The 17,977-nt window shown below is 72.4% G+C and carries 14 protein-coding genes; 7 read left to right on the forward strand and 7 right to left on the reverse strand.

Annotated features, from left to right (window positions below; translation table 11 throughout):
* Positions 1 to 186: 186 nt before the first annotated feature.
* On the reverse strand, positions 187 to 672 hold the full coding sequence (locus tag HHX31_RS19285; RefSeq protein WP_169949704.1) for an SRPBCC family protein: 486 nt from the start codon (positions 670 to 672) through the stop codon (positions 187 to 189).
* A gap of 180 nt (positions 673 to 852) precedes the next feature.
* Here HHX31_RS19285 and HHX31_RS19290 point away from each other — a divergent pair, with 180 nt between their 5' ends.
* Entirely contained in the window at positions 853 to 1,341 is a 489-nt protein-coding gene (locus HHX31_RS19290) for a DUF5946 family protein (RefSeq protein ID WP_169949705.1), read from the forward strand.
* Positions 1,342 to 1,419: 78 nt separating this feature from the next.
* Here HHX31_RS19290 and HHX31_RS35200 read toward each other — a convergent pair whose 3' ends face one another.
* A complete protein-coding gene (locus tag HHX31_RS35200) occupies positions 1,420 to 2,514 on the reverse strand; it encodes an Ig-like domain-containing protein (protein WP_169949706.1) in 1,095 nt (364 codons plus the stop codon).
* A 185-nt stretch (positions 2,515 to 2,699) separates the two neighbouring features.
* Here HHX31_RS35200 and HHX31_RS19300 point away from each other — a divergent pair, with 185 nt between their 5' ends.
* The 4 genes from HHX31_RS19300 (at position 2,700) to HHX31_RS19315 (ending at position 6,848) form a co-directional block, all read left to right on the forward strand.
* Positions 2,700 to 3,323, forward strand: a complete 624-nt coding sequence (locus HHX31_RS19300; protein ID WP_311932065.1) for a cupin domain-containing protein — start codon at positions 2,700 to 2,702, stop codon at positions 3,321 to 3,323.
* 127 nt (positions 3,324 to 3,450) lie between these two features.
* Positions 3,451 to 4,881 carry an aldehyde dehydrogenase gene (locus HHX31_RS19305; RefSeq protein WP_211589973.1) on the forward strand — a complete coding sequence of 477 codons (1,431 nt, stop codon included), beginning with the start codon at positions 3,451 to 3,453 and terminating at the stop codon, positions 4,879 to 4,881.
* Positions 4,882 to 5,060: 179 nt separating this feature from the next.
* The gene (locus HHX31_RS19310; RefSeq protein ID WP_169949707.1) at positions 5,061 to 5,603 is read left to right on the forward strand and encodes a hypothetical protein; all 543 of its coding nucleotides are present in this window, start codon (positions 5,061 to 5,063) and stop codon (positions 5,601 to 5,603) included.
* A 105-nt stretch (positions 5,604 to 5,708) separates the two neighbouring features.
* Entirely contained in the window at positions 5,709 to 6,848 is a 1,140-nt protein-coding gene (locus HHX31_RS19315) for a glutamate--cysteine ligase (RefSeq protein WP_169949708.1), read from the forward strand.
* A 50-nt stretch (positions 6,849 to 6,898) separates the two neighbouring features.
* Here HHX31_RS19315 and HHX31_RS19320 read toward each other — a convergent pair whose 3' ends face one another.
* A complete protein-coding gene (locus tag HHX31_RS19320; protein WP_169949709.1) occupies positions 6,899 to 8,443 on the reverse strand; it encodes an NAD(P)-binding domain-containing protein in 1,545 nt (514 codons plus the stop codon).
* Complete coding sequence (locus HHX31_RS19325) at positions 8,443 to 8,997, reverse strand: carboxymuconolactone decarboxylase family protein (RefSeq protein WP_169949710.1); 555 nt, start codon at positions 8,995 to 8,997, stop codon at positions 8,443 to 8,445. Before HHX31_RS19325 ends, HHX31_RS19320 begins: the two co-directional genes overlap by 1 nt.
* Before the next feature lie 341 nt (positions 8,998 to 9,338).
* Here HHX31_RS19325 and HHX31_RS19330 point away from each other — a divergent pair, with 341 nt between their 5' ends.
* Positions 9,339 to 9,716, forward strand: coding sequence for a nuclear transport factor 2 family protein (locus tag HHX31_RS19330; RefSeq protein ID WP_211589974.1), 378 nt, complete (start codon positions 9,339 to 9,341; stop codon positions 9,714 to 9,716).
* Between the two features lie 54 nt (positions 9,717 to 9,770).
* On the opposite strand, the gene HHX31_RS19335 is transcribed toward HHX31_RS19330, so the two are convergent.
* Together HHX31_RS19335 and HHX31_RS19340 are read right to left on the reverse strand one after the other, a co-directional pair.
* Positions 9,771 to 10,472, reverse strand: coding sequence for a carboxymuconolactone decarboxylase family protein (locus tag HHX31_RS19335; protein WP_169949712.1), 702 nt, complete (start codon positions 10,470 to 10,472; stop codon positions 9,771 to 9,773).
* Between the two features lie 242 nt (positions 10,473 to 10,714).
* Positions 10,715 to 11,191 carry a MarR family transcriptional regulator gene (locus HHX31_RS19340; protein ID WP_211589976.1) on the reverse strand — a complete coding sequence of 159 codons (477 nt, stop codon included), beginning with the start codon at positions 11,189 to 11,191 and terminating at the stop codon, positions 10,715 to 10,717.
* Positions 11,192 to 11,277: 86 nt separating this feature from the next.
* Between HHX31_RS19340 and HHX31_RS19345 the strand changes: the two genes are divergently transcribed.
* On the forward strand, positions 11,278 to 13,377 hold the full coding sequence (locus HHX31_RS19345) for an MMPL family transporter (RefSeq protein WP_169949713.1): 2,100 nt from the start codon (positions 11,278 to 11,280) through the stop codon (positions 13,375 to 13,377).
* A 47-nt stretch (positions 13,378 to 13,424) separates the two neighbouring features.
* Here the strand turns inward: HHX31_RS19345 and HHX31_RS19350 are convergent, their stop codons facing one another.
* Positions 13,425 to 17,834, reverse strand: coding sequence for an HAD-IC family P-type ATPase (locus HHX31_RS19350; protein ID WP_169949714.1), 4,410 nt, complete (start codon positions 17,832 to 17,834; stop codon positions 13,425 to 13,427).
* Positions 17,835 to 17,977: the final 143 nt, after the last annotated feature.

Here is a 17,977-nt window from a genome sequence, read left to right on the forward strand (position 1 = left end):
GACGTTTCTTTTGCTTCCGCTCATCAAAGCATCGCCGGGTAGCGCGAGTGGACTTTTTCCACAGGCCGCGAGGGCATGCGAAGCCCCATTGGAGAAACGCATTTCGGCTTTTTCGGGATATTGGCGTCTGCTCGCGGGGTGGCGCAGAAGGGGGGGGCCGAGGGTCGGCGCGTACGGCGGGACGGCTCAGGCGGCGGCGCGGGCGAGGTTCGCGAGCCACCGCTCGTGGTTGGCCCTGAGCATGTGCTCCCGGTAGAAGAGCGGCAGCAGTGGGCCGGCGAGGGACTCCTCCACGGTGATCCTCGTGCGCCCGTCCTCCAGCGGCTCCAGGACGTGCCGGTCCACCGCCCGGTAGAGGCCGAGGAAGACGCCCGTCCACGTGAGTTCCCGCAGGGGTTCGATCACGGCGAACCGCGACCGCAGGGGCATGCCGTTCAGCCGCCACCGGAAGGACGCGCCCGGGCGCACCGCGCCGAGTTCCGTGATCCGGATGCCGGAGGCCCATGACGGCCATGTCCGCAGGTCGGCCATGACCTCCCAGACGCGGTCGACGGCCACGTCCACGACCAGGTGGGAGGAGGAGACCACCTGGGCGGCGGGGTCGACGCGACCCCGTGCGGCGTACTCCTCGTGCAGCACGGCCAGGGACGGACCCGAGTAGAGCAACGACATGGACGCCTCCAGAGAGATAAGTGCTCCTATATGAGAGCGATGCTCTCTCCGGGGCGCCGTCATGTCAAGAGCGATGCACTTATTTCAAGAGCAGTGCTCTTGTCGAGCCAGGATCGTGTCGAAGGGGCCTGGGGGAAATGCCGTCGACGTGACCGTCGCCGGCCGCCTAGGGTGCGGTCCATGACCGAGGGCGCCGGTGCGGGCCAGTGCGACTGCGGCGCCGCCGCCGGTCCACTGGGCGAGTGCGCGGACTACTACCACGCGATCCTGGCCGAAGAGCAGGCCGATCCTCAGATGTACAGGTGGCACACCGTCGTGGTCTGCGCGTATCTCCTGCAGCATCCTTCCCGGGCCCATGAGAAGTACCTCGGCACGCAGTTCCGGCTGCTGCAGTTCTTCCTCGACAAGGGCCTCGACGCGCTGCTGCGCGTGGCGGCGTACCAGGTGGCCCGCAACAGGCACGGGAGCCGCTCGGGCTACGACCCGGCGCCCTTCGAGGCGTACGAGCCCCTCCCGAGCGGCGCATCGCCGGGGCCGTTCCGCGCGGGCTTCTCCGGGCTGCCGTTCAGGGACGGCAGCTTCGTGGCCGACGGGCACGCGGCGTACGGCCTGCGCATGCGGGCCATCGCGGAAGCGACCGTGGAGTCCTGGCGAACCGCCGGGTCCTGACTTCCGGCCGCGTACGGCACGCGGCGCTCCTCCGAGCCGGGCCGGCCGGAGGGAGCGCCGCGGGAAGCGGAGACAGGTCTAGCCCTGCAGACCCTCCTGGACGGCGGAGGGGGAGGCCGACGGGGAGGGGGTGGCCGACGCGGAACCGGCGGGCAGCGCGCTGCCGCGCTTCCACTGGTTCCAGCTCAGCTGCCAGTAGCTCCAGCCGTTGCGCCAGTCGAGCTTGCGCTTGGTGCCGGTGATCTCGATGACGTCACCGCGCTGGCTGATGCCGTAGAACCACTTGGCCCCGGCGGGGGTGGCGCGCACGCATCCGTGGCTCTGGTTCGACTTGCCCAGGAAGTGGTAGTCGCCCGCGCTCTGGTGGACGTACTCGCCGCTGTCGGAGATCCGGACCGCCCAGGGGATCTCCAGCTTGTAGTAGAGCGGGTCCTTGGGGTCGGTGACGCCGAGCCAGGACGAGGTCATCGTCTCGACCCGCTTCTTGCCCATCGCGAGGTGCACGCCGGAGGTCGTCAGATAGACGTCCACGCCGTTGCGGCGCAGGCCGCCGCTGCCCGCGCTGATCGGGATGGTCTTGGCGAGCTTCCCGTCGCGGCGCACCTTCATCACGTGCTTCTTGGTGTCGACCACCGAGATGTTGGCGGTGCCGACGGCGAAGCGGCGCGAGACGTCCTTGGCGGCCTCGTTGCCGGGGATCTGGCTCAACCGGGCGGTGAACAGGACCTTCTGGTGCGGCTTCCAGTAGGTCTTGGTGCGATAGATGACCTTGCGGTCGGAGACCCAGCGCCATGCGCCCTCGACCGGCTTCTGGGCCTGCACCTGCAGCACCGCTTCCGCGGCCGCCCGGTTGCGTACCGTCCGGTCGAAGGTGACGATGATCGGGAAACCGACGCCGACCCGCTCGACCTTCTCCCCCATGGGGGTGATGTCGGCGATGCCGAGCTTGGGCTTCGTCGCCTTGCGCGCCGTCTTGGACGCGACCTGCGCGGCGTTCGTCGCCGTCGCCTCGGCGGCGGCCTGGGTCTTGGTGGCCGGAGCCTGGGTGGTCGTACCGGCCGCACCAGTGACTGATGCGGCGGGAGCGGTGGTGCCTCCCGCCGAGCAGGCCGTAGCGACGGCGAGGGCGGCGACGGAGAGTGTGACGTGGGCCGCCCGCCGGAGGGTATTCACGGTCTACTCCTCGTGGGGTGTTTCACAGCGGTTTGCACTGAGTTGGAACGTGCAAAACCACTGTTTTGTGCGACCCGTTCCATAACGATCAAGTAACGCGGGCTCACGCCCCTCGTCCACCGGCCCCCGGCGGGCCTGTGGACAGTCGTCGAGCGCGCCGATCGGCCTGCCGTACGATCGGCGGCGTGCTGCTGCTGATGACGCTGGACGCCCATCCCGGCGGGCCGGGAGTTCCCGTACGGGACGAGGAGGAGGCGCTGAGGGTCGCCGCCACCGCCTTTCCCGGCGCGGATCCCGTCGTGGCGGTGGACGAGGACGACCCGGGCGCGCCTCCCCGGTTCCTGCGCAGGGACGTCACCGGGGCCTTCGTGGCGGTCCAGACGCGTCCCCCGGTCGCCGAGGCCCTCGGCCTGCTCCCGCACCCCGAGGGCGGGTGGTACCGCGAGACGTGGCGTTCTGCGGTCTCCCTCGAACCCCCCGGGTACGGCGGCGCGCGGGCGACCGCGACGGGCATCTACTTCCTGCTTGAGCCGGGCGAGGAGTCCGTCTGGCACGCCGTGCGGTCCGACGAGGTGTGGCTGTGGCACCGGGGCGGGCCGCTGACCCTCGTGCTCGGCGGCGCCGGTGAGCGGCCCGGCCGCGAGGACGTGGTCGTCCTGGGCCCCGACGTGGAGAACGGGCAGGTCCCCCAGGCGGTGGTGCCGGCGGGCACCTGGCAGGCGGCCCGTCCGGCGGGGACGGAGGGCGTGCTGGTGAGCTGCGTCGTGTCCCCCGGCTTCGACTTCGCCGACTTCACCGCGCTCACCTGAGCCCCGGGACGCCCCGCCAGGCGCGGCCATCGGGCCGACGCCGTCGCATACGGAGACTCTAGGCAGCCGGGTGATAACCGTACGCGCCGGAGGGTAGAGCGCTGCGAGGGCGACGGAGGAGGCCGGGGTGCGCGACAGGGATCGCTGGGTGCTGACCGACGGGGAGTGGACGGCGAGCGCGAGCGAGCGGGACCGCACGATCGCCGACCCGGCGACCGGGGAGCCGGTCGGGAGCTTCCCCGCCGGGAGCGCGGAGGACGTGGAGCGGGCGGTCGGCTCGGCCCGCCGCGCCCAGCCGGCCTGGGCCCGTACGGCTCCCGCCGAGCGGGCGGCCTGCCTGCACCGCATGGCCGACCGGATCGAGGCCCGCGCGGAGGAGCTGGCCGAGCTGGTGACCAGGGAGATGGGCAAGCCGATCGGCGACAGCCGCGGCGGCGTGGCGGCGGGGATCGGCACGCTCAGGCAGTACGCCGAGCTGGGACCGCTGCACCGGGGGCGGAGCCTGCAGGGCGGGTGGCACGCCACGGACCTGATGGTGCGCGAGCCGTGCGGGATCGTCGCCGTGATCACGCCGTGGAACGACCCGGTGGCCATCGCCTGTGGACTCGTCGGCGCGGCGGTGGTGACGGGCAACGCTGTCGTGCACAAGCCGTCGGAGCGTACGCCGCACACCGGCGCGCTGCTCGCCGGGCTGATGGCCGCGGAGCTGCCGCCTGGCGTGCTGACCATGGTGCCGGGCGACCGCCATCCGGGCGAGGCGCTGGCCGCGCACCCGGGCGTCGACCTCGTCGCGCACGTCGGCTCGACCGCCGCCGGGCGGGCCATCGCCGCCGTGGCCGCGCGCACCGGCGCGAGGACCCTGCTGGAGAACGGCGGCAAGGACCCGCTGATCGTGGACGCCGGGGTGGACGTGAAGTGGGCCGCCGGTCAGGCCGCGACGGGCTGCTTCGCCAACGCCGGGCAGATCTGCACCTCGGCCGAGCGCGTCTACGTCCACCGCGACGTCGCCGAGGAGTTCCTCGCCGCGCTGGTGCAGCGGGCCGAGGAGCTGCGCATGGGTCCTGGGCTGGACGAGGAGACCACCCTCGGGCCGCTCGTCGACCGGGTCCAGCGCGACCTCGTCGACCGGCACGTACGCGGCGCGATCGAGGCGGGGGCGCGGCTGCTGACCGGCGGGTACGTGCCCGAGGGGCCGGGCGCCTTCTATCCGCCGACCGTGCTGGCCGGGTGCACGGAGAACATGGACGTCATGCGCGAGGAGACGTTCGGGCCGGTCGCGGCGGTGCGGGTGACCGAGTCGTTCGACGAGGCGCTGGAGCTGGCCCGCGAGTCGCGGTACGGCCTGGCGGCCACCGTGCTCACCCCGTCGATGGCCAACGCCCAGCGGGCCTGGCGCGAGCTGCCGGTGGGCACGGTGAAGATCAACGCCGTCTTCGGCGGGGCGCCGGGCGGCGCGGCGCAGCCGGTGCGCGCCAGCGGGCACGGCTTCGGGTACGGCCCGGAGTTGCTCGACGAGATGACCCACACCAAGGTCGTCCACCTGAGCCCGCTGCCCTGATCCCGCCCTGCTTCACCCCGCCTCCACCCTGCTTTCACCCTGCTTCCACCCTGGGCCCGCCGGTGACCATGAGCGGGCGAGTTCCAGCTTTGACCCGACATTGGGCGCCGCCCGCGTGATCGGCGCCGGACGTCTGCCTAGCGTCTTCCTCGTACGATCCGTGACCTCGGGGGAGACTCATGATCACCTGCTTGGCCGCCGCGGCCGTCGCCGCGGCCCTGATCGCCGGACCGGCCGTGTCCGCCGACCCCGCGCCGTCCGTGGGCTCGCCCATGGGCGGCCCCGCGCCGTACGCGGGCTCACCCGGGGGAGACCCGGCGCAGCCCGACACTGTGGTCCGGGACCTCCGCTACACCCCCACCGGCGCGGGTGACGGCCCCAGGTATGCCCCTGTCGACGAAGGGCCGCGCGTCGCGCCCGTGGCCATGCCGTTCCCCGGCGCGCCGGTCCCGGCCGGTCCCATGCCCTACCTGCGGCCGCGCGCCGAGCCGAAGCAGGCCGTCTACCACCTGAAGGGCAAGGACGGCGTGCGGCACGACGTGGTGGTCGTCCCGATCTCGGACGACCCCTCCAAGCCGATCACGCTGCCCGACTTCGGGTTCCAGAAGTTCAAGGTGTCGGACAAGCCGTACGACCACCGGGCGAAGCACCGGGCGAAGCAGCAGCGGGAGCGGAAGCACCGACAGGGCGGCAAGGCGCACAAGCACCGCCGCCACCGCTGACGGCCGCCCGCCGGGAAATGCCGTTTGCCCCGACAGAACGTCGTCCGATCGGTACCGTTTCCTCATGATCGCCGCACAGGACAGCCGCCGCTCCGGAGCGCACGGATGACGGCCGTGACGACCGAGACGACCGGGCAGGCGCCGTTCGACCCGGCCCGTCCGCTGATGGGCGTCGAAGAGGAGTACGTCGTCGTCGATCCCGTCACCCGGGCGGCGGCGCCGCACGCGGGAGCGGTGGTCCAGCGGGCCGCCGGGGCGCTGGGCGGGCGGACGAACCTCGAGATCACCCTGTATCAGGTGGAGGCCAAGACCGGCCCGCACGCCCGGGCGGCCGGGCTGGAGGAGGACCTGCGCCGCATGCGGGAGGCGGTGGCGGCGGCCGCCCGCGAGGAGGGGCTGGCCGTGGTGGCGTCGGGCACGCCGGTGCTCGGCGACGTCGTCCCGCCGCCGATCATCGAAGGTCCCCGGTATGAGGTGGGCATCCAGAACTACCGCGCCCTGCACGACGAGCAGAGCATCTGCGCCGGTCACGTGCACGTCCACCTGCCGGACCGGGAGCACGCCGTGCTGGTGGGCAACCACCTGCGGCCGTGGCTGCCGGTGCTGATCACCCTCATGGCCAACTCACCGTTCTGGACGGGGCGGGACACCGGATACGCGAGCTGGCGCACCCTGTGCTGGGGCAAGTGGCCGGTGGCGGGCCCTCCGCCGTACTTCTCCTCTCTCGACGAGTACGAGCGGCTGACCGGCACGCTGGCCGAGGCGGGCGTGCTGGTGGACCCCGGGACGATCTTCTGGGACGTCCGGCCATCGGCCAGGCTCCCGACGATCGAGGTCAGGGTGACCGACGTGCCCGCCACCGCGGCCGAGGCCGCGCTGCTCGCGATGGTCGCCAGGGGCCTGGTGATGACCGGGCTGCGGCGGGTGGAGCACGGCGACCCGGGACCCGCGCCGTCCGCCGAGCTGTTGCGCGCCGCGTACTGGCAGGCGGCCAGGGACGGCCTCGACGGCCACGGCATCGACCCGATGACCGGCGAGCGCCGGCCCGCCCGCGACCTCGCCGGCGCGCTGCTGCGGCACATCGCCCCGGCCCTGGAGGAGACCGGCGACCTCGCCGACGTGACCGCGCGGCTGAAGGCGCTGTACGCCGCGGGCACCGGAGCGGTCCGGCAGCGGGCCGCCTACACCCGGCGGGGCCGCGCCGAGGACGTGGTGGACGACCTCGTGGCGCGGCTGCTGACCTGAGACGGGCGGGGCGCCGGAAGCCCGGCGCCCCGCCCGGTCAGGGATCGTGCTCAGGACTCGGGCAGCAGCGACTCAAGGAACGCGCGCAGCGGCTCCACGTGGCGGACGGGATCGCGCCACTGGGCCAGGAGATCCTCCAGCAGGTGGCGCTCGGCGATCTGCTCTCCGCCCCGCCACGCCCGTATTACGGGGTGCAGGAAGGCGCTCTCGTGCGCCCGCTCGGGCACCGGATGCCGCTTGATGGCGAACACGTCGCTGTGCGCGTCCCTGGGACCCCAGCGCAGCGTGACGGTGAAGGCGAGCGGACCGTCGCCGAACCGCTCGACGGCGTAGTCCTCTGGCAGGTCGGCGTAGCGCGTGACCCGGCCGTCCGCCACGACGTAGACGTCGCACAGGTACTCGAACTGGGTCCATAACGCCGAGCTGTAGTTGACCCGCTCCAGCATCGCCGAGGTGAGCTGGTCGGCGTCCACCGGCAGCACCTGCTGCTCCAGCTCCGCGCCCTCGTACCGCTCGGCGAGCAGAGCCCCGAGCGTGCGCAGGTTGTAGCGGAACCCGTCGATGAAGGCCGACGAGGCGCGTTTGAAGTCGCGCGCCTGCATGAGCGTGCCGGCGAAGTAGAGCCCGTCGATGTTCGCCGACTGGAAGTCGGGCCGGATCGCGGGCATCCGCCCGTTCGGCGCGAGGTCGGGCAGGCAGGAGGAGCCGAAGATCGACCGGTCCATGGTGAAGCCGGTGCAGCGCAGGACGGCGTCATATTCGAGCACCGTGCTCTCGTCCTCGGCCAGCGTGTAGGTGATCGCCGCCTTGATCCGATCGCCCTCGCGCCACAGCCGGTCGACCCGGCACTCCAGCACGCCGTGCAGGGTCTTGAACCAGTAGCTGTCCAGCAGCGCGCCGTACTGGCCGCGCACGTGACCCGGGTGCTTGCTCGTCCAGGCGAGCCGTACGGGGCTGGGGCTGGCGAGGTGGATCACGGCGGCGTGGCCGAGCATGGCCTGGGCGGTCTCGAAGGCCGAGTTGCCCTTGCCGATGATCAGTACGCGCTGGTCCGTGAACTCCTGCCCGTCGATCGGCATGTCCTCGTAGCCCGTGGCCAGCTCGATGCCGGGAATGTCCGGCACGTGGGGCCCGCCCCACCCGGCCGCGACGATGACGCACTCGGCGTGGAACACCTCGCCCGCCGTGTGCACGGCGAACACCCCGTCGGTCTTCTCGATCCGTTCCACGGGGGTGGAGAACCGCACATTCAGGCCGTGCTCGCGCCGGAAGTCGGTGAGATAGCGCACGAGGTCGTCGGCGTGCGGGAAGTACTCCTGCGAGTAGCGGGGGAAGTGCAGCTCAGGGGAGTCGTTGAGCAGCGAGTTCCAGTCCCACCGCAGCGCGATCTCGGGGTCCTTCTCGCTGATGTGCACCTTGTTGAGCGAGATCAGCCTGCGGTGGCGGGGGTAGTGCCGGAAGAACGACGCCGGCGCCGCCTCGCGCTCCAGCACGAGGTAGTCGGCGCCCGCGCGGTGCAGGAAGTAGGCGAGCTGGAGCCCTCCGGGGCCCGCGCCGATGATCAGATAGCGGTGGGTCGGGCGTGTCTCCACCATCAGTGCCGGGACTCCGGTGCGCCGTCGCCGTAACCCGTCGTGACGATCTTCTCCGCCATCGCCGCGTACGCCGCCGGGTCCTCGGGGGCGAACGTGCCGAGGCCGTCGACGTACCGGTTGAACATGCAGAACGCGGCGGCGATGAGGACGGTGTCGTGGATTTCGAGGTCGGTGGCGCCCTCGGCACGGGCGGCGGCGACCTGTTCTTCTGTCACCTCCCTGCCACCGCGCTGCACGGAGCCCGCGATGCGCAGCAGCGCCCGCATCTTGGGCGTCACCGGCGCGGTGTCGAGGTCCGCCCGCACCTGGTCGACCAGGTCCATGCCCTCGGGCAACTGCGCCGCGGCGAACGCGGCGTGGGAGGAGGCGCAGAACCGGCACTCGTTGAGGGAGGAGACGTAGGTGGCGATCAACTCGCGCTCGCCCCTGGTCAGCGTGTTGGCCGCGCGCAGCAGCACCTCCGCCAGCGCGTTCATCGGCGCCGCGGTCTCGGGCCGGTAGCCGAACAGGCCGACGATGCCGGGCTCCTCGGTGGGCAGCGTGATATGGGGCATCTCACTCATTCCTCGAACAGGTGGACGGACGGGGCGGCGAGGGGGATCGAGGTGAATACGGACCGGTGCAATAGCGGTTTTCGGCGGCCATGCGGGATGAAACGGTCCACCGAATGCACATGATCCTTACTCCTCCATGCCCATGTCAACGGGCGATTCGGATGCGCCGGTGAATCGCCAGGTCCCGGCCGTTTTCCGGGTGGGGTTAGCGCAATATGGCCATGTGGTAAGTCCGCCATCCCCACGATGTTCGCTGAGACTGATCCACGTACGGCGCCGGCACAATCACCCGAATAGTCCAATCCCAATACGGAGGGTGCGTAATGTCGGAACACCCCAATGTGCTCGTGGTACGTGAGACCTACGACGCGCTGGCCAAAGGAAACCTCGACGACCTGAGGGGTAGCCTGCTCGCCGACGACGTGGTGTTCCACGTCCCGGGCCGCGGGGCCCTGGCCGGCGACTATCGCGGCAAGGACGAGGTGCTGAACTACCTCACCCGGCTCGGCGAACTGTCCGGCAACACGATGGGATACGAGCCGGAGTCGTTCCTCGTCGACGGTGACAGGGTCGCGGCGATGGTCCGCGTCCGGGGCGAGCGGGGCGACCGCCGTCTGGAGGACCATGGCGTCCACATGTTCCGCGTGAGCGACGGGAAGATCACCGAACGCTGGAGCTACCCCTACGACCCCTACCTCTTCGACGAGTTCTCCGCCTGACCGATCTCGTCATGGTGCGGCCGGGCCGTTCGACCCGGCCCGGCCGCACCGGGCTCATCCCGCCTCCGCCAGCGACTCGTCCAGCGACTCCGCCAGCGACTCGGCCAGAACCGCCACGTATCCCTGGGTGAGCCTGGCCCGTTCGAGATAGTGCTCAGGATCGTCGGAGGCCACCGTGCCGAGGCCGTCGACGTACCGGTTGAACATGCAGAACGCGGCGGCGATGAGGACGGTGTCGTGGATTTCGAGGTCGGTGGCGCCCTCGGCACGGGCGGCCGCGACCTGTTCCTCTGTCACCTCCCTGCCACCGCGCTGCACGGAGCCCGCGATGCGCAGCAGCGCCCGCATCTTGGGCGTCACCGGCGCGGTGTCGAGGTCGGCCCGCACCTGGTCGATCAGGTCCATTCCCTCGGGCAGTCGTACGGCGGCGAACGCGGCATGGGTGTGAAAGCAGAACCGGCACCGGTTCAGCGCGGAGACGTAGGTGGCGATCAACTCGCGTTCCCCGCGGCCGAGCGTGCTGTCTCCGCGTAGCAGGACGTCCACCAGTTGGTTCATCGGCAGCGCGGCCTCCGGGCGGAACCGGAAGAGGCCGCGGACTCCGGGCTCGTCGGTGGCGAGGGAGATGAACGGCCGGGTGGACCCGCGGTGGTTGGTGTGCTGCGACGCCGGCCGCCCGCTCTGCCGTGGAGAAGGGACGATGGACAGTTCCGTGGCGACGTTGGGCCGGGCCGTGGGCGTGACGGTGTGTGTCATTTCCCTGACTTTCTCCTCGTGATTTCCTGCCACTATCAACAGTGCGAAGAGAAAGACGGGACAACCAGGCGGACGCGGCTCAGCAAGATGACCGCCGTTTGCATTCTTCTGTCAATTATCGAGCTTGACGCGGCCGGATGGCCGCGATCACAACGCTTTTTCCGGTACGCGCCGCGGGGCGCCGGTCATGATGACCGCTTCGCGGCCGAGCTATGTCGCCGGTCATGACGGCCGCTTCGCGGTCACGCGTTCTCGCCGGTCGTCTCCTGTCTCGCCGCGACGGTGGCCTCGATGCTCCGGGTGAGGAAACGCCCGATGACGCGGCGCTCCGCCGGGGTGAAATCGCCGAGCGCCGCCGACATCCGCCGTCCGAGCGGCGCGAAGAACCGGCTCGCGAGGGCCGCCGCCTGCTCGTGCATGGTGAGTTCCACCTTGCGCCGGTCGTCCGTGCTCCGGTGCCTGGTGAGATGGCCGGCCTGCTCCAGCCGGTTGATCAGGGCGCTGGTGGCGGGCGCGCTCAGGTTGAGGGCCGCGCCCAGGGCCCCGGGGGTCAGCGGCCGCCCCTCACGTGAGGCGTCCATGATCACGGTGAGCGCGTCGAGGTCGGTGCGGTGCAGTCCGTGGCCGACCGCGAACGTCTCGGCGAACCTGTCCACCTCGACGTTGAGACGTCGCATCAGGTTCATCAGCTCGAACGGGTCCACGGTCTCCCCGGCCACACGCACCACCTCCCGCGTTGCCAACCATCCCCGGCTCACCTAATCTTTCCATCATCGAAATATTCCACCATGGAAAGAGATGGCGGATGAGGCAAGCAGAGCTTATTGGACCGGCGGCGATCTCCGGCCCCCGGGGCAAGTGGGTCGCGGTCGTCCTGGCGATCATCGTCTCCGGCCTGGCCCTGGCGTTCGGCGGCGCGGTGAAGACGAACACCGATCCCGCCGCCGCCCTGCCCAGAGACGCCGAGTCGGCCACGGTGGCCCGGCTGCAGGAACGGCTGCCGAGCGGCCAGTTCGCCCCGGCCCTGGTCGTCTACAGCCGTGACGGCGGCCTGTCGCAGCAGGACCGGGCGTCGATCGACGCGGACGCGCGGCGACTGACGGCCCTGGCGGAGGGCGGGCGGGTGCCGCCGCCCGTCTACTCGGAGAAGGGCGACGTGGCGCTGCTGAGCGTCCCGCTGAGCGGCTCGCTGCCGATCGGGGATCTCGGCGACGCCGTGGAGAAGATCCGCGCGGAGGCCGCGGCAGGTCTGCCCGCGGGTGCGCTGGCGCAGGTCACCGGACCGGCCGGGTTCAAGGTCGACCTCGCCGCGGTGTTCGACGGCGCGAACTTCACGCTGCTGGCGGTCACCGCGTCGGTCGTCGCGATCCTGCTGCTGATCACCTACCGCAGCCCGTGGCTCTGGCTGGTCCCCCTCACCGTCATCGGCATCGCCGACCAGGTCGCCGCCAAGGTCGTCGCGATGCTGACCCGCGCGGACGCCCTGAGCGTGGACGACTCGACCCTCGGCATCACCTCCGTGCTGGTGTTCGGCGCCGGGACCAACTACGCGCTGCTGCTCATCGCCCGCTACCGGGAGCAGCTTCGCGTCCACGACGACCGGCACAGGGCCATGGCCCAGGCCGTACGCTCCGCGGCCCCGGCCATCCTGGCGAGCTCGGCGACGGTCGCGATCGCCCTCGCGACGCTGGCCTTCGCGGACACGCCGTCGGTGCGCGGCATCGGCATGGCCGGAGCGCTCGGCATCGTGATCGCCGTCTGCTATGCGCTGCTGGTTCTTCCCGCCGCGCTCGTGCTGTTCGGCCGCGGCCTGTTCTGGCCGTTCGCGCCGAAGGCGGGCCAGCCGGACCCGGCGCGCGGCGGAGTGTGGGCGCGCGTGGGCGGCGCGGTGTCGCGACGGCCCGTGCTGATGACCGTGGTGAGCGTGGCGGTGCTCGGCGTGCTGGCCGCCGGAGCCACAGGGCTGCGGATCGGCCTGTCGCAGACGGAGCAGTTCCGCGAGAAGGTCGAGGCCATCGCGGGTCAGGAGACGCTCAGCCGTGCCTTCCCCGCCGGGAGCTCGCAGCCGGTCGTCCTGATCTCCCGCGCCGCCGCGGCAGGACAGGTCGAGGCCGCCGCCGCGAGCGTCCCCGGCGTCCTGCGGGTCACGCCGGGCGACCGGACCGACGAGTACGCCAGGGCCGACGTGGTGCTGCGGGCGGAGCCGGGCACGGAGGCCGCGTTCTCCGCCGTCAAGGAGCTGCGCGCGGCGGTGCACGCGGTGCCGGGAGCGGAGGCCGTGGTCGGCGGGCAGCCGGCCGCGGAGCTGGACGACCGCGAGGCCGCCGCACGCGACCAGAAGCTGATCATGCCGTTGGTGCTGGGCGTGGTGCTCGTCGTCCTGCTCGTCCTGCTCCGCTCGGTGGTCGCGGCGGTGACGCTGGTGCTGACCGTGATCGCCAGCTTCGGGGCGAGCCTCGGCGCGGGGTGGTTCGCCTTCCAGCACCTGTTCGGCTTCCCCGCGCTCGACCTCGACATCCCGCTGCTGAGCTTCCTGTTCCTCGTCGCGCTGGGGATCGACTACAACATCTTCCTCGCGACCCGGGCGAGAGAGGAGACGGCGGAACACGGCACCCGCAGGGGCGTGGTCATCGCCCTCGCGGTGACCGGCGGGGTGATCACGAGCGCCGGGGTCCTGCTCGCCGCCGTGTTCTCCGTGCTCGGCGTGCTGCCGCTGATCACGCTCACCCAGATCGGCGTGATCGTCGGATTCGGCGTGCTGCTCGACACGGTCCTGGTGCGCAGCGTGCTCGTCCCCGCGCTGGTCACGCTGCTGGGCGACCGCTTCTGGTGGCCGGGCGACCCCGCGGCCGGCGCGCGGGCCGCACGCACGTCCACGCCGCAGGCCGAGGCCGCCCGCTCCTGACCGGCCCGCCCCTGACGGTCGTACGGACGTCAGGGGCCGGCGGCCGGTCAGGCCGGCGTGGGGACGGGCACGTGGGCCGTGCTCCTGCGGCGTTCGGCCTCGGCCCGGGTGGTCGCCTCCGTGACCGGGCGCCGCACGAGCACCCCGGCCAGCGTCGCGGCGGCCGCGCTGCCCAGCCCGATGACCCAGCCCATCGGGCCGAGCGGCCGGCAGCCGAAGACCGCGCTGACCCCCGGCACCGTGACGATGAGCCACAGGGCGGCCAGGGACGCCAGCGACGCGACCAGGACGACCCGGTCGCGCCCGCCTCCCGCGAACGTCTGCATGAGCTGCGCGGAAACCAGCGCGACCAGGCCGATGGTGTTCGCCCGCACCCGGGTGCCGGTCATGCGGCCCATGATCCACGCGGCCGTCGCCGCCGCCGTCGTGATCGCCGCGCGCAGGTAGATGTCGCGGGTCAGCGACGCGCCCAGCGACGCCTCAGGGCCCTCGGCGAGGAGCTTGTCCGGGTCGGTGGACGCGGGTGGCCGTACGGCGACGGCCATGGCGGGCACCATGTCGGTGAGCAGGTTGACCAGCAGGAGCTGCCGGGCGTTGAGCGCACTTCCGCCCGCCAGCAGGTTGGACCCCACGGTGAAGGCGATCTCGCCGATGTTGCCGCCGAGGAGGATGCTCAGCGCGTCGCGCACCGAGCTCCACATGGCCCTGCCCTCGACGATGGCGTCCACGATCGTCTCGATGCGGTCGTCTGTGACGACGAGGTCGGCGGCGGCCCGTGCGGCGGGCGTCGCCCGTGAGCCGAGCGCGATGCCGACGTCGGCCGTACGGATGGCGGGCGCGTCGTTGGCGCCGTCTCCGGTGACGGCGACGACCTCTCCCGCACGGCGCAGGCACGTGACGATCCTGGCCTTGTGCGCGGGGGTGGTCCTGGCGAAGACCGCCACCTCGGGCAGCACCTTGGTCAGCGTCTCGTCGTCCAGCTCGTCCAGCTCGGGTCCTGTCATGACGCGCTGGCCGTTCAGCGCGTCCAGCTCGACCGCGATCGCCTCGGCGGTGCTCGGGTGGTCGCCGGTGACCATGACGATCCGCACCCCGGCCCGCATGAGGCGTTTGACGCTCTCCGCGGCCGTGGACCTGACCGGGTCGGCCAGGCCGAGGAAGCCGAGGAAGCACAGCTCCTCGATGCGCGACTCGTCGAGGTCGTTCCGGTCGGAGGCGGGCCGCTGCGCGACGGCCAGCACGCGGTATCCCTGCCGGGCCAGCCGCTCCACCTCCTGCTCCAGCTCCGCGCGCACGGCCTCGGTGCAGGGGACCGGCCCGGTGTCGCGGTGCACGGTGGTGCAGTGGGTGAGCACGATCTCGGGGGCGCCCTTCACGCTGAGCAGGTGCCCGTCCTCGGTGTGGCCGAGCACCGCGTGGTAGCCACGGCCGGGCTCGAACGGCATCTCGTCCACGCGCTCCCAGCTGTCGAACCCCTCGGCCGGCGTGACGTCAAGCCGCTGGGCGCCGTCGAGCACCGCGCGGTCGGTCGGGTGGGCGATCACCCGGCCCGCGCCGGACTTGGGACTGGCGCGCACGGCCGCGGCGAGGACGCGCCGCAGCCCGGCGTCCGCCTCGTCCACAGGACGTCCTGCGCGCCCGTCGGACAGGTGCCGCAGGCTGATGCGGCCCTCGGTCAGCGTGCCCGTCTTGTCGAAGCACAGCACGTTGACCCGGCCCAGGGCCTCGATCGTGGACGGGTTGCGCACCAGCGCGGCGCGCTTGGACAGCCGCCGCGCGGCGGCCAGCTCCGCCACGGTGGCGATGAACGGCAGCCCTTCAGGCACGGCGGCGACCGTCAGGCTCACGGCGGGAGTGAGCGCCGCGGCCAGCGACCGCCCGCGCAGGAGGTCGGTGACGAGCAGCACCACCCCGGAGGCGATCGAGATCGGCAGGATGCGGTGGCTCAGCTCGCGCAGGCGCAGCTCCACCCCCGTGGGCGGGCTCGGCGCGCCCGCCAGCCTGGCGCTGCGCCCCGACTCGGTCAGGTCACCTGTCGCGACGACCACCGCCCGTCCGCTGCCCGCCGCGACCGACGTTCCCCGGTAGACCATCGAGCTGCGGTCGGCGATGGCCGCCGCCACGGTCGGCGCGGCCGTCTTGGAGACGAGCTGGGACTCTCCGGTGAGCGTCGACTCGTCCACTTCCAGCCCGACGGCCTTGATGACGCGGGCGTCGGCGGGCACTGCGTCTCCGGCGCGCAACTCGATGACGTCGCCGGGCGCGAGCTCGTCCGTCGTGCTCTCGACGACTCCCTCGGGGCGGCGCAGCCGTACGAGGACCTCGGTCGACTCGGTCAGGCGGTGCAGCGCCCGGTCGGCCTTGAACCGCTGCACGCCCCCGAGGAAGGCGTTGGTGACCATCACGCCGCCGATGAGCACGGCGTCGAGGACCGAGCCGACGAGGGCCGATATCCCCGCACCGGTGGCGAGCGCGGGCGTGAGCGGGTTCGCCAGCTCCTCGAGCGTGGCCCTGGCCAGCGAGTGCGGGCCCTCCTCCGCCTCCTCCGGCGCGGCCTCCGCGCGGCGCCTGCCCGCCTCCTGCGCGGCGATGCCCCGCGTGGAGGAATGGAGCCGTGAGAGCACCTCGGCGGCGGACATGGCGTGCCACGGCGTGGTGTCGGCTCGCGCCGGGGTGGGGATGCGTCCCGCGTTCTGCCCGGACCATTCGCCCAGCGCGATGGCGGCCAGCGCGACGACGGCGCTCGCGAGCTGTCCCCGCCGCAGGGCCGTGGCGGCCGGGCCCGCGATGGCCAGCAGGGTGCCGACCACCGCGCCTGCGGCGCCAAGCTTTACGGCGTTCCCGCTGGTGGCGGACGCGCGGGGCAGGCAGCGCAGGAACAGGTGGACGCCGTCCAGCTCGCCGGCGACGTCGGCGTCCCAGGGCAGGGCGCCTCCCCGGCCGCCTGACTCTGGGGGGACGACCCCCACGCCGATGTCGGCCTGGGCGAGCGCGTGCGCGGCCCTCCCGGACACGACGACCACGCAGCGGCCCTTCTCCTGCAGGTCGTGCACGTGCTCGGCGAGCTCGGCGCCGCCCGGCAGCGTACGGCGGATCGCGAGGCGCTCCGCCAGGCCCTCGTCGCCACCCGCGAGGAAGACGGTGCCGGCCGCCTTGGCCGCGCCGACGACGGACACGGCCAGCGCGTCGATCTCCGGGGCGAGCCCGGCCACGGCGACGTGAGAGCCGTCCCTGGACACCTCCACCGCCCGCAGCCCCCGCGACCGCCACAGGGCGGCGTCCGCGACCAGGCCCTGGGGGTCCGGCAGCGGCCGGGCCGACCAGCCCTCCGCGTCCTGGGGGCGACCCGGGTCGGAGAAGTCGATGAGGGAGTAGAGCCGGGAGTACAGCTCGTCGGTGTCCTGCCCATCCGACAGAGGCTCGACGCGGTCGATCGTCCACGAGCCGGTCGTCAGCGCGGCGGCGTCCAGGACGACGGTGTCGACCCGGTCCATCGTGCGCAGGCGGCCGGCGTCGAGGACGACCGTGTCGTGCCTGCCGAGCGCACGGGTGATCGCTCCGGCGAACGCCTCCCTGGCGAGGTCGGCGACCCGGGGGATGGCGGAGATGAGGACGGCCGCGGGCCGCTCGCCCCGGGTGAACACCCGGGCCACGCCGTACGCCGCGGCGCTGATCGGGGCGGCCACGTCCGCGTAGCGTTCGACCGGGCCGTGCGGCAGGTGCGTCGGACGCGGCCTGGCCTCGGCCCGGATGTGACGGTAGGACCCGGGGCGCGCGGCCAGCCGCTCCTCGAGTCCCTCCCACGCGCGCCGGCCGGCCCGGGTCTCGACGTAGCGGCCCATGTTCGCGACGACCTGCACGAGCAGCGCCGCGGGGCGGAGCGTGAGTGTCTGGGTGACGAGGTTGACGGTGGTGAACAGGGCCTCGGTGGGTCCGCGCCCCAGTCGGCGGTCGAGCTGTTCGCGGATGACGGGCGTGGCGTTGACCAGTTGCACCACCGCGGGAACGACCGCGGGGAGCTGCGGGGCCCTGACCGCCCTGCCAAGGAAGACCAGCCCGACCCCGGTGACGCCGGCCGTCAGCCGCACGGTCGCCCGCAGGTGCTCCTCAACGAGGTGGACGGGGGTCTCGTGGGCGTGCTCCTCCTGGTCGTCGAGCTCCGCGGCGATGGCCAGCAGCTCGTCCTGGTCGACCCGGTCGGGGTCGCAGGCGACGAAGACGGCGCCGACGCGGCCGTTGACCTCGGCTCGCTCGACGCCGGGAACGGCGGCCAGCCGCTCCTCCAGCCGGACGGCGGCCGGCTCGGACCCGGGCCGGCCGATCCCGTGCAGGTCGATGCGCAGCCCGCCGGGACAGAGGACGACCTGGCGGGGGCACGGGAGAAGATCTCGGAACGGCTCGGGTAGCACGCCGCGCAGCAGGGCCGTCGACGTCGTGAGCACCCGGTTGAGGATCATTGGGCTCTCCAGCGGGCGGGAGCGGCCAGGACACCCGGTCCTGGCCGGAGCGTGACACTGAGCGTGACACCGTGCCGGCTGGTCAGCAGGTCGGTCCGGTTCACCTCGTCACCTCGTCGGCCCGTCACCGCGGCGTGAGCGCG

Source organism: Microbispora sp. H11081, assembly GCF_012999535.1.
In the GTDB taxonomy this organism is placed as follows: Bacteria; Actinomycetota; Actinomycetes; order Streptosporangiales; family Streptosporangiaceae; genus Microbispora.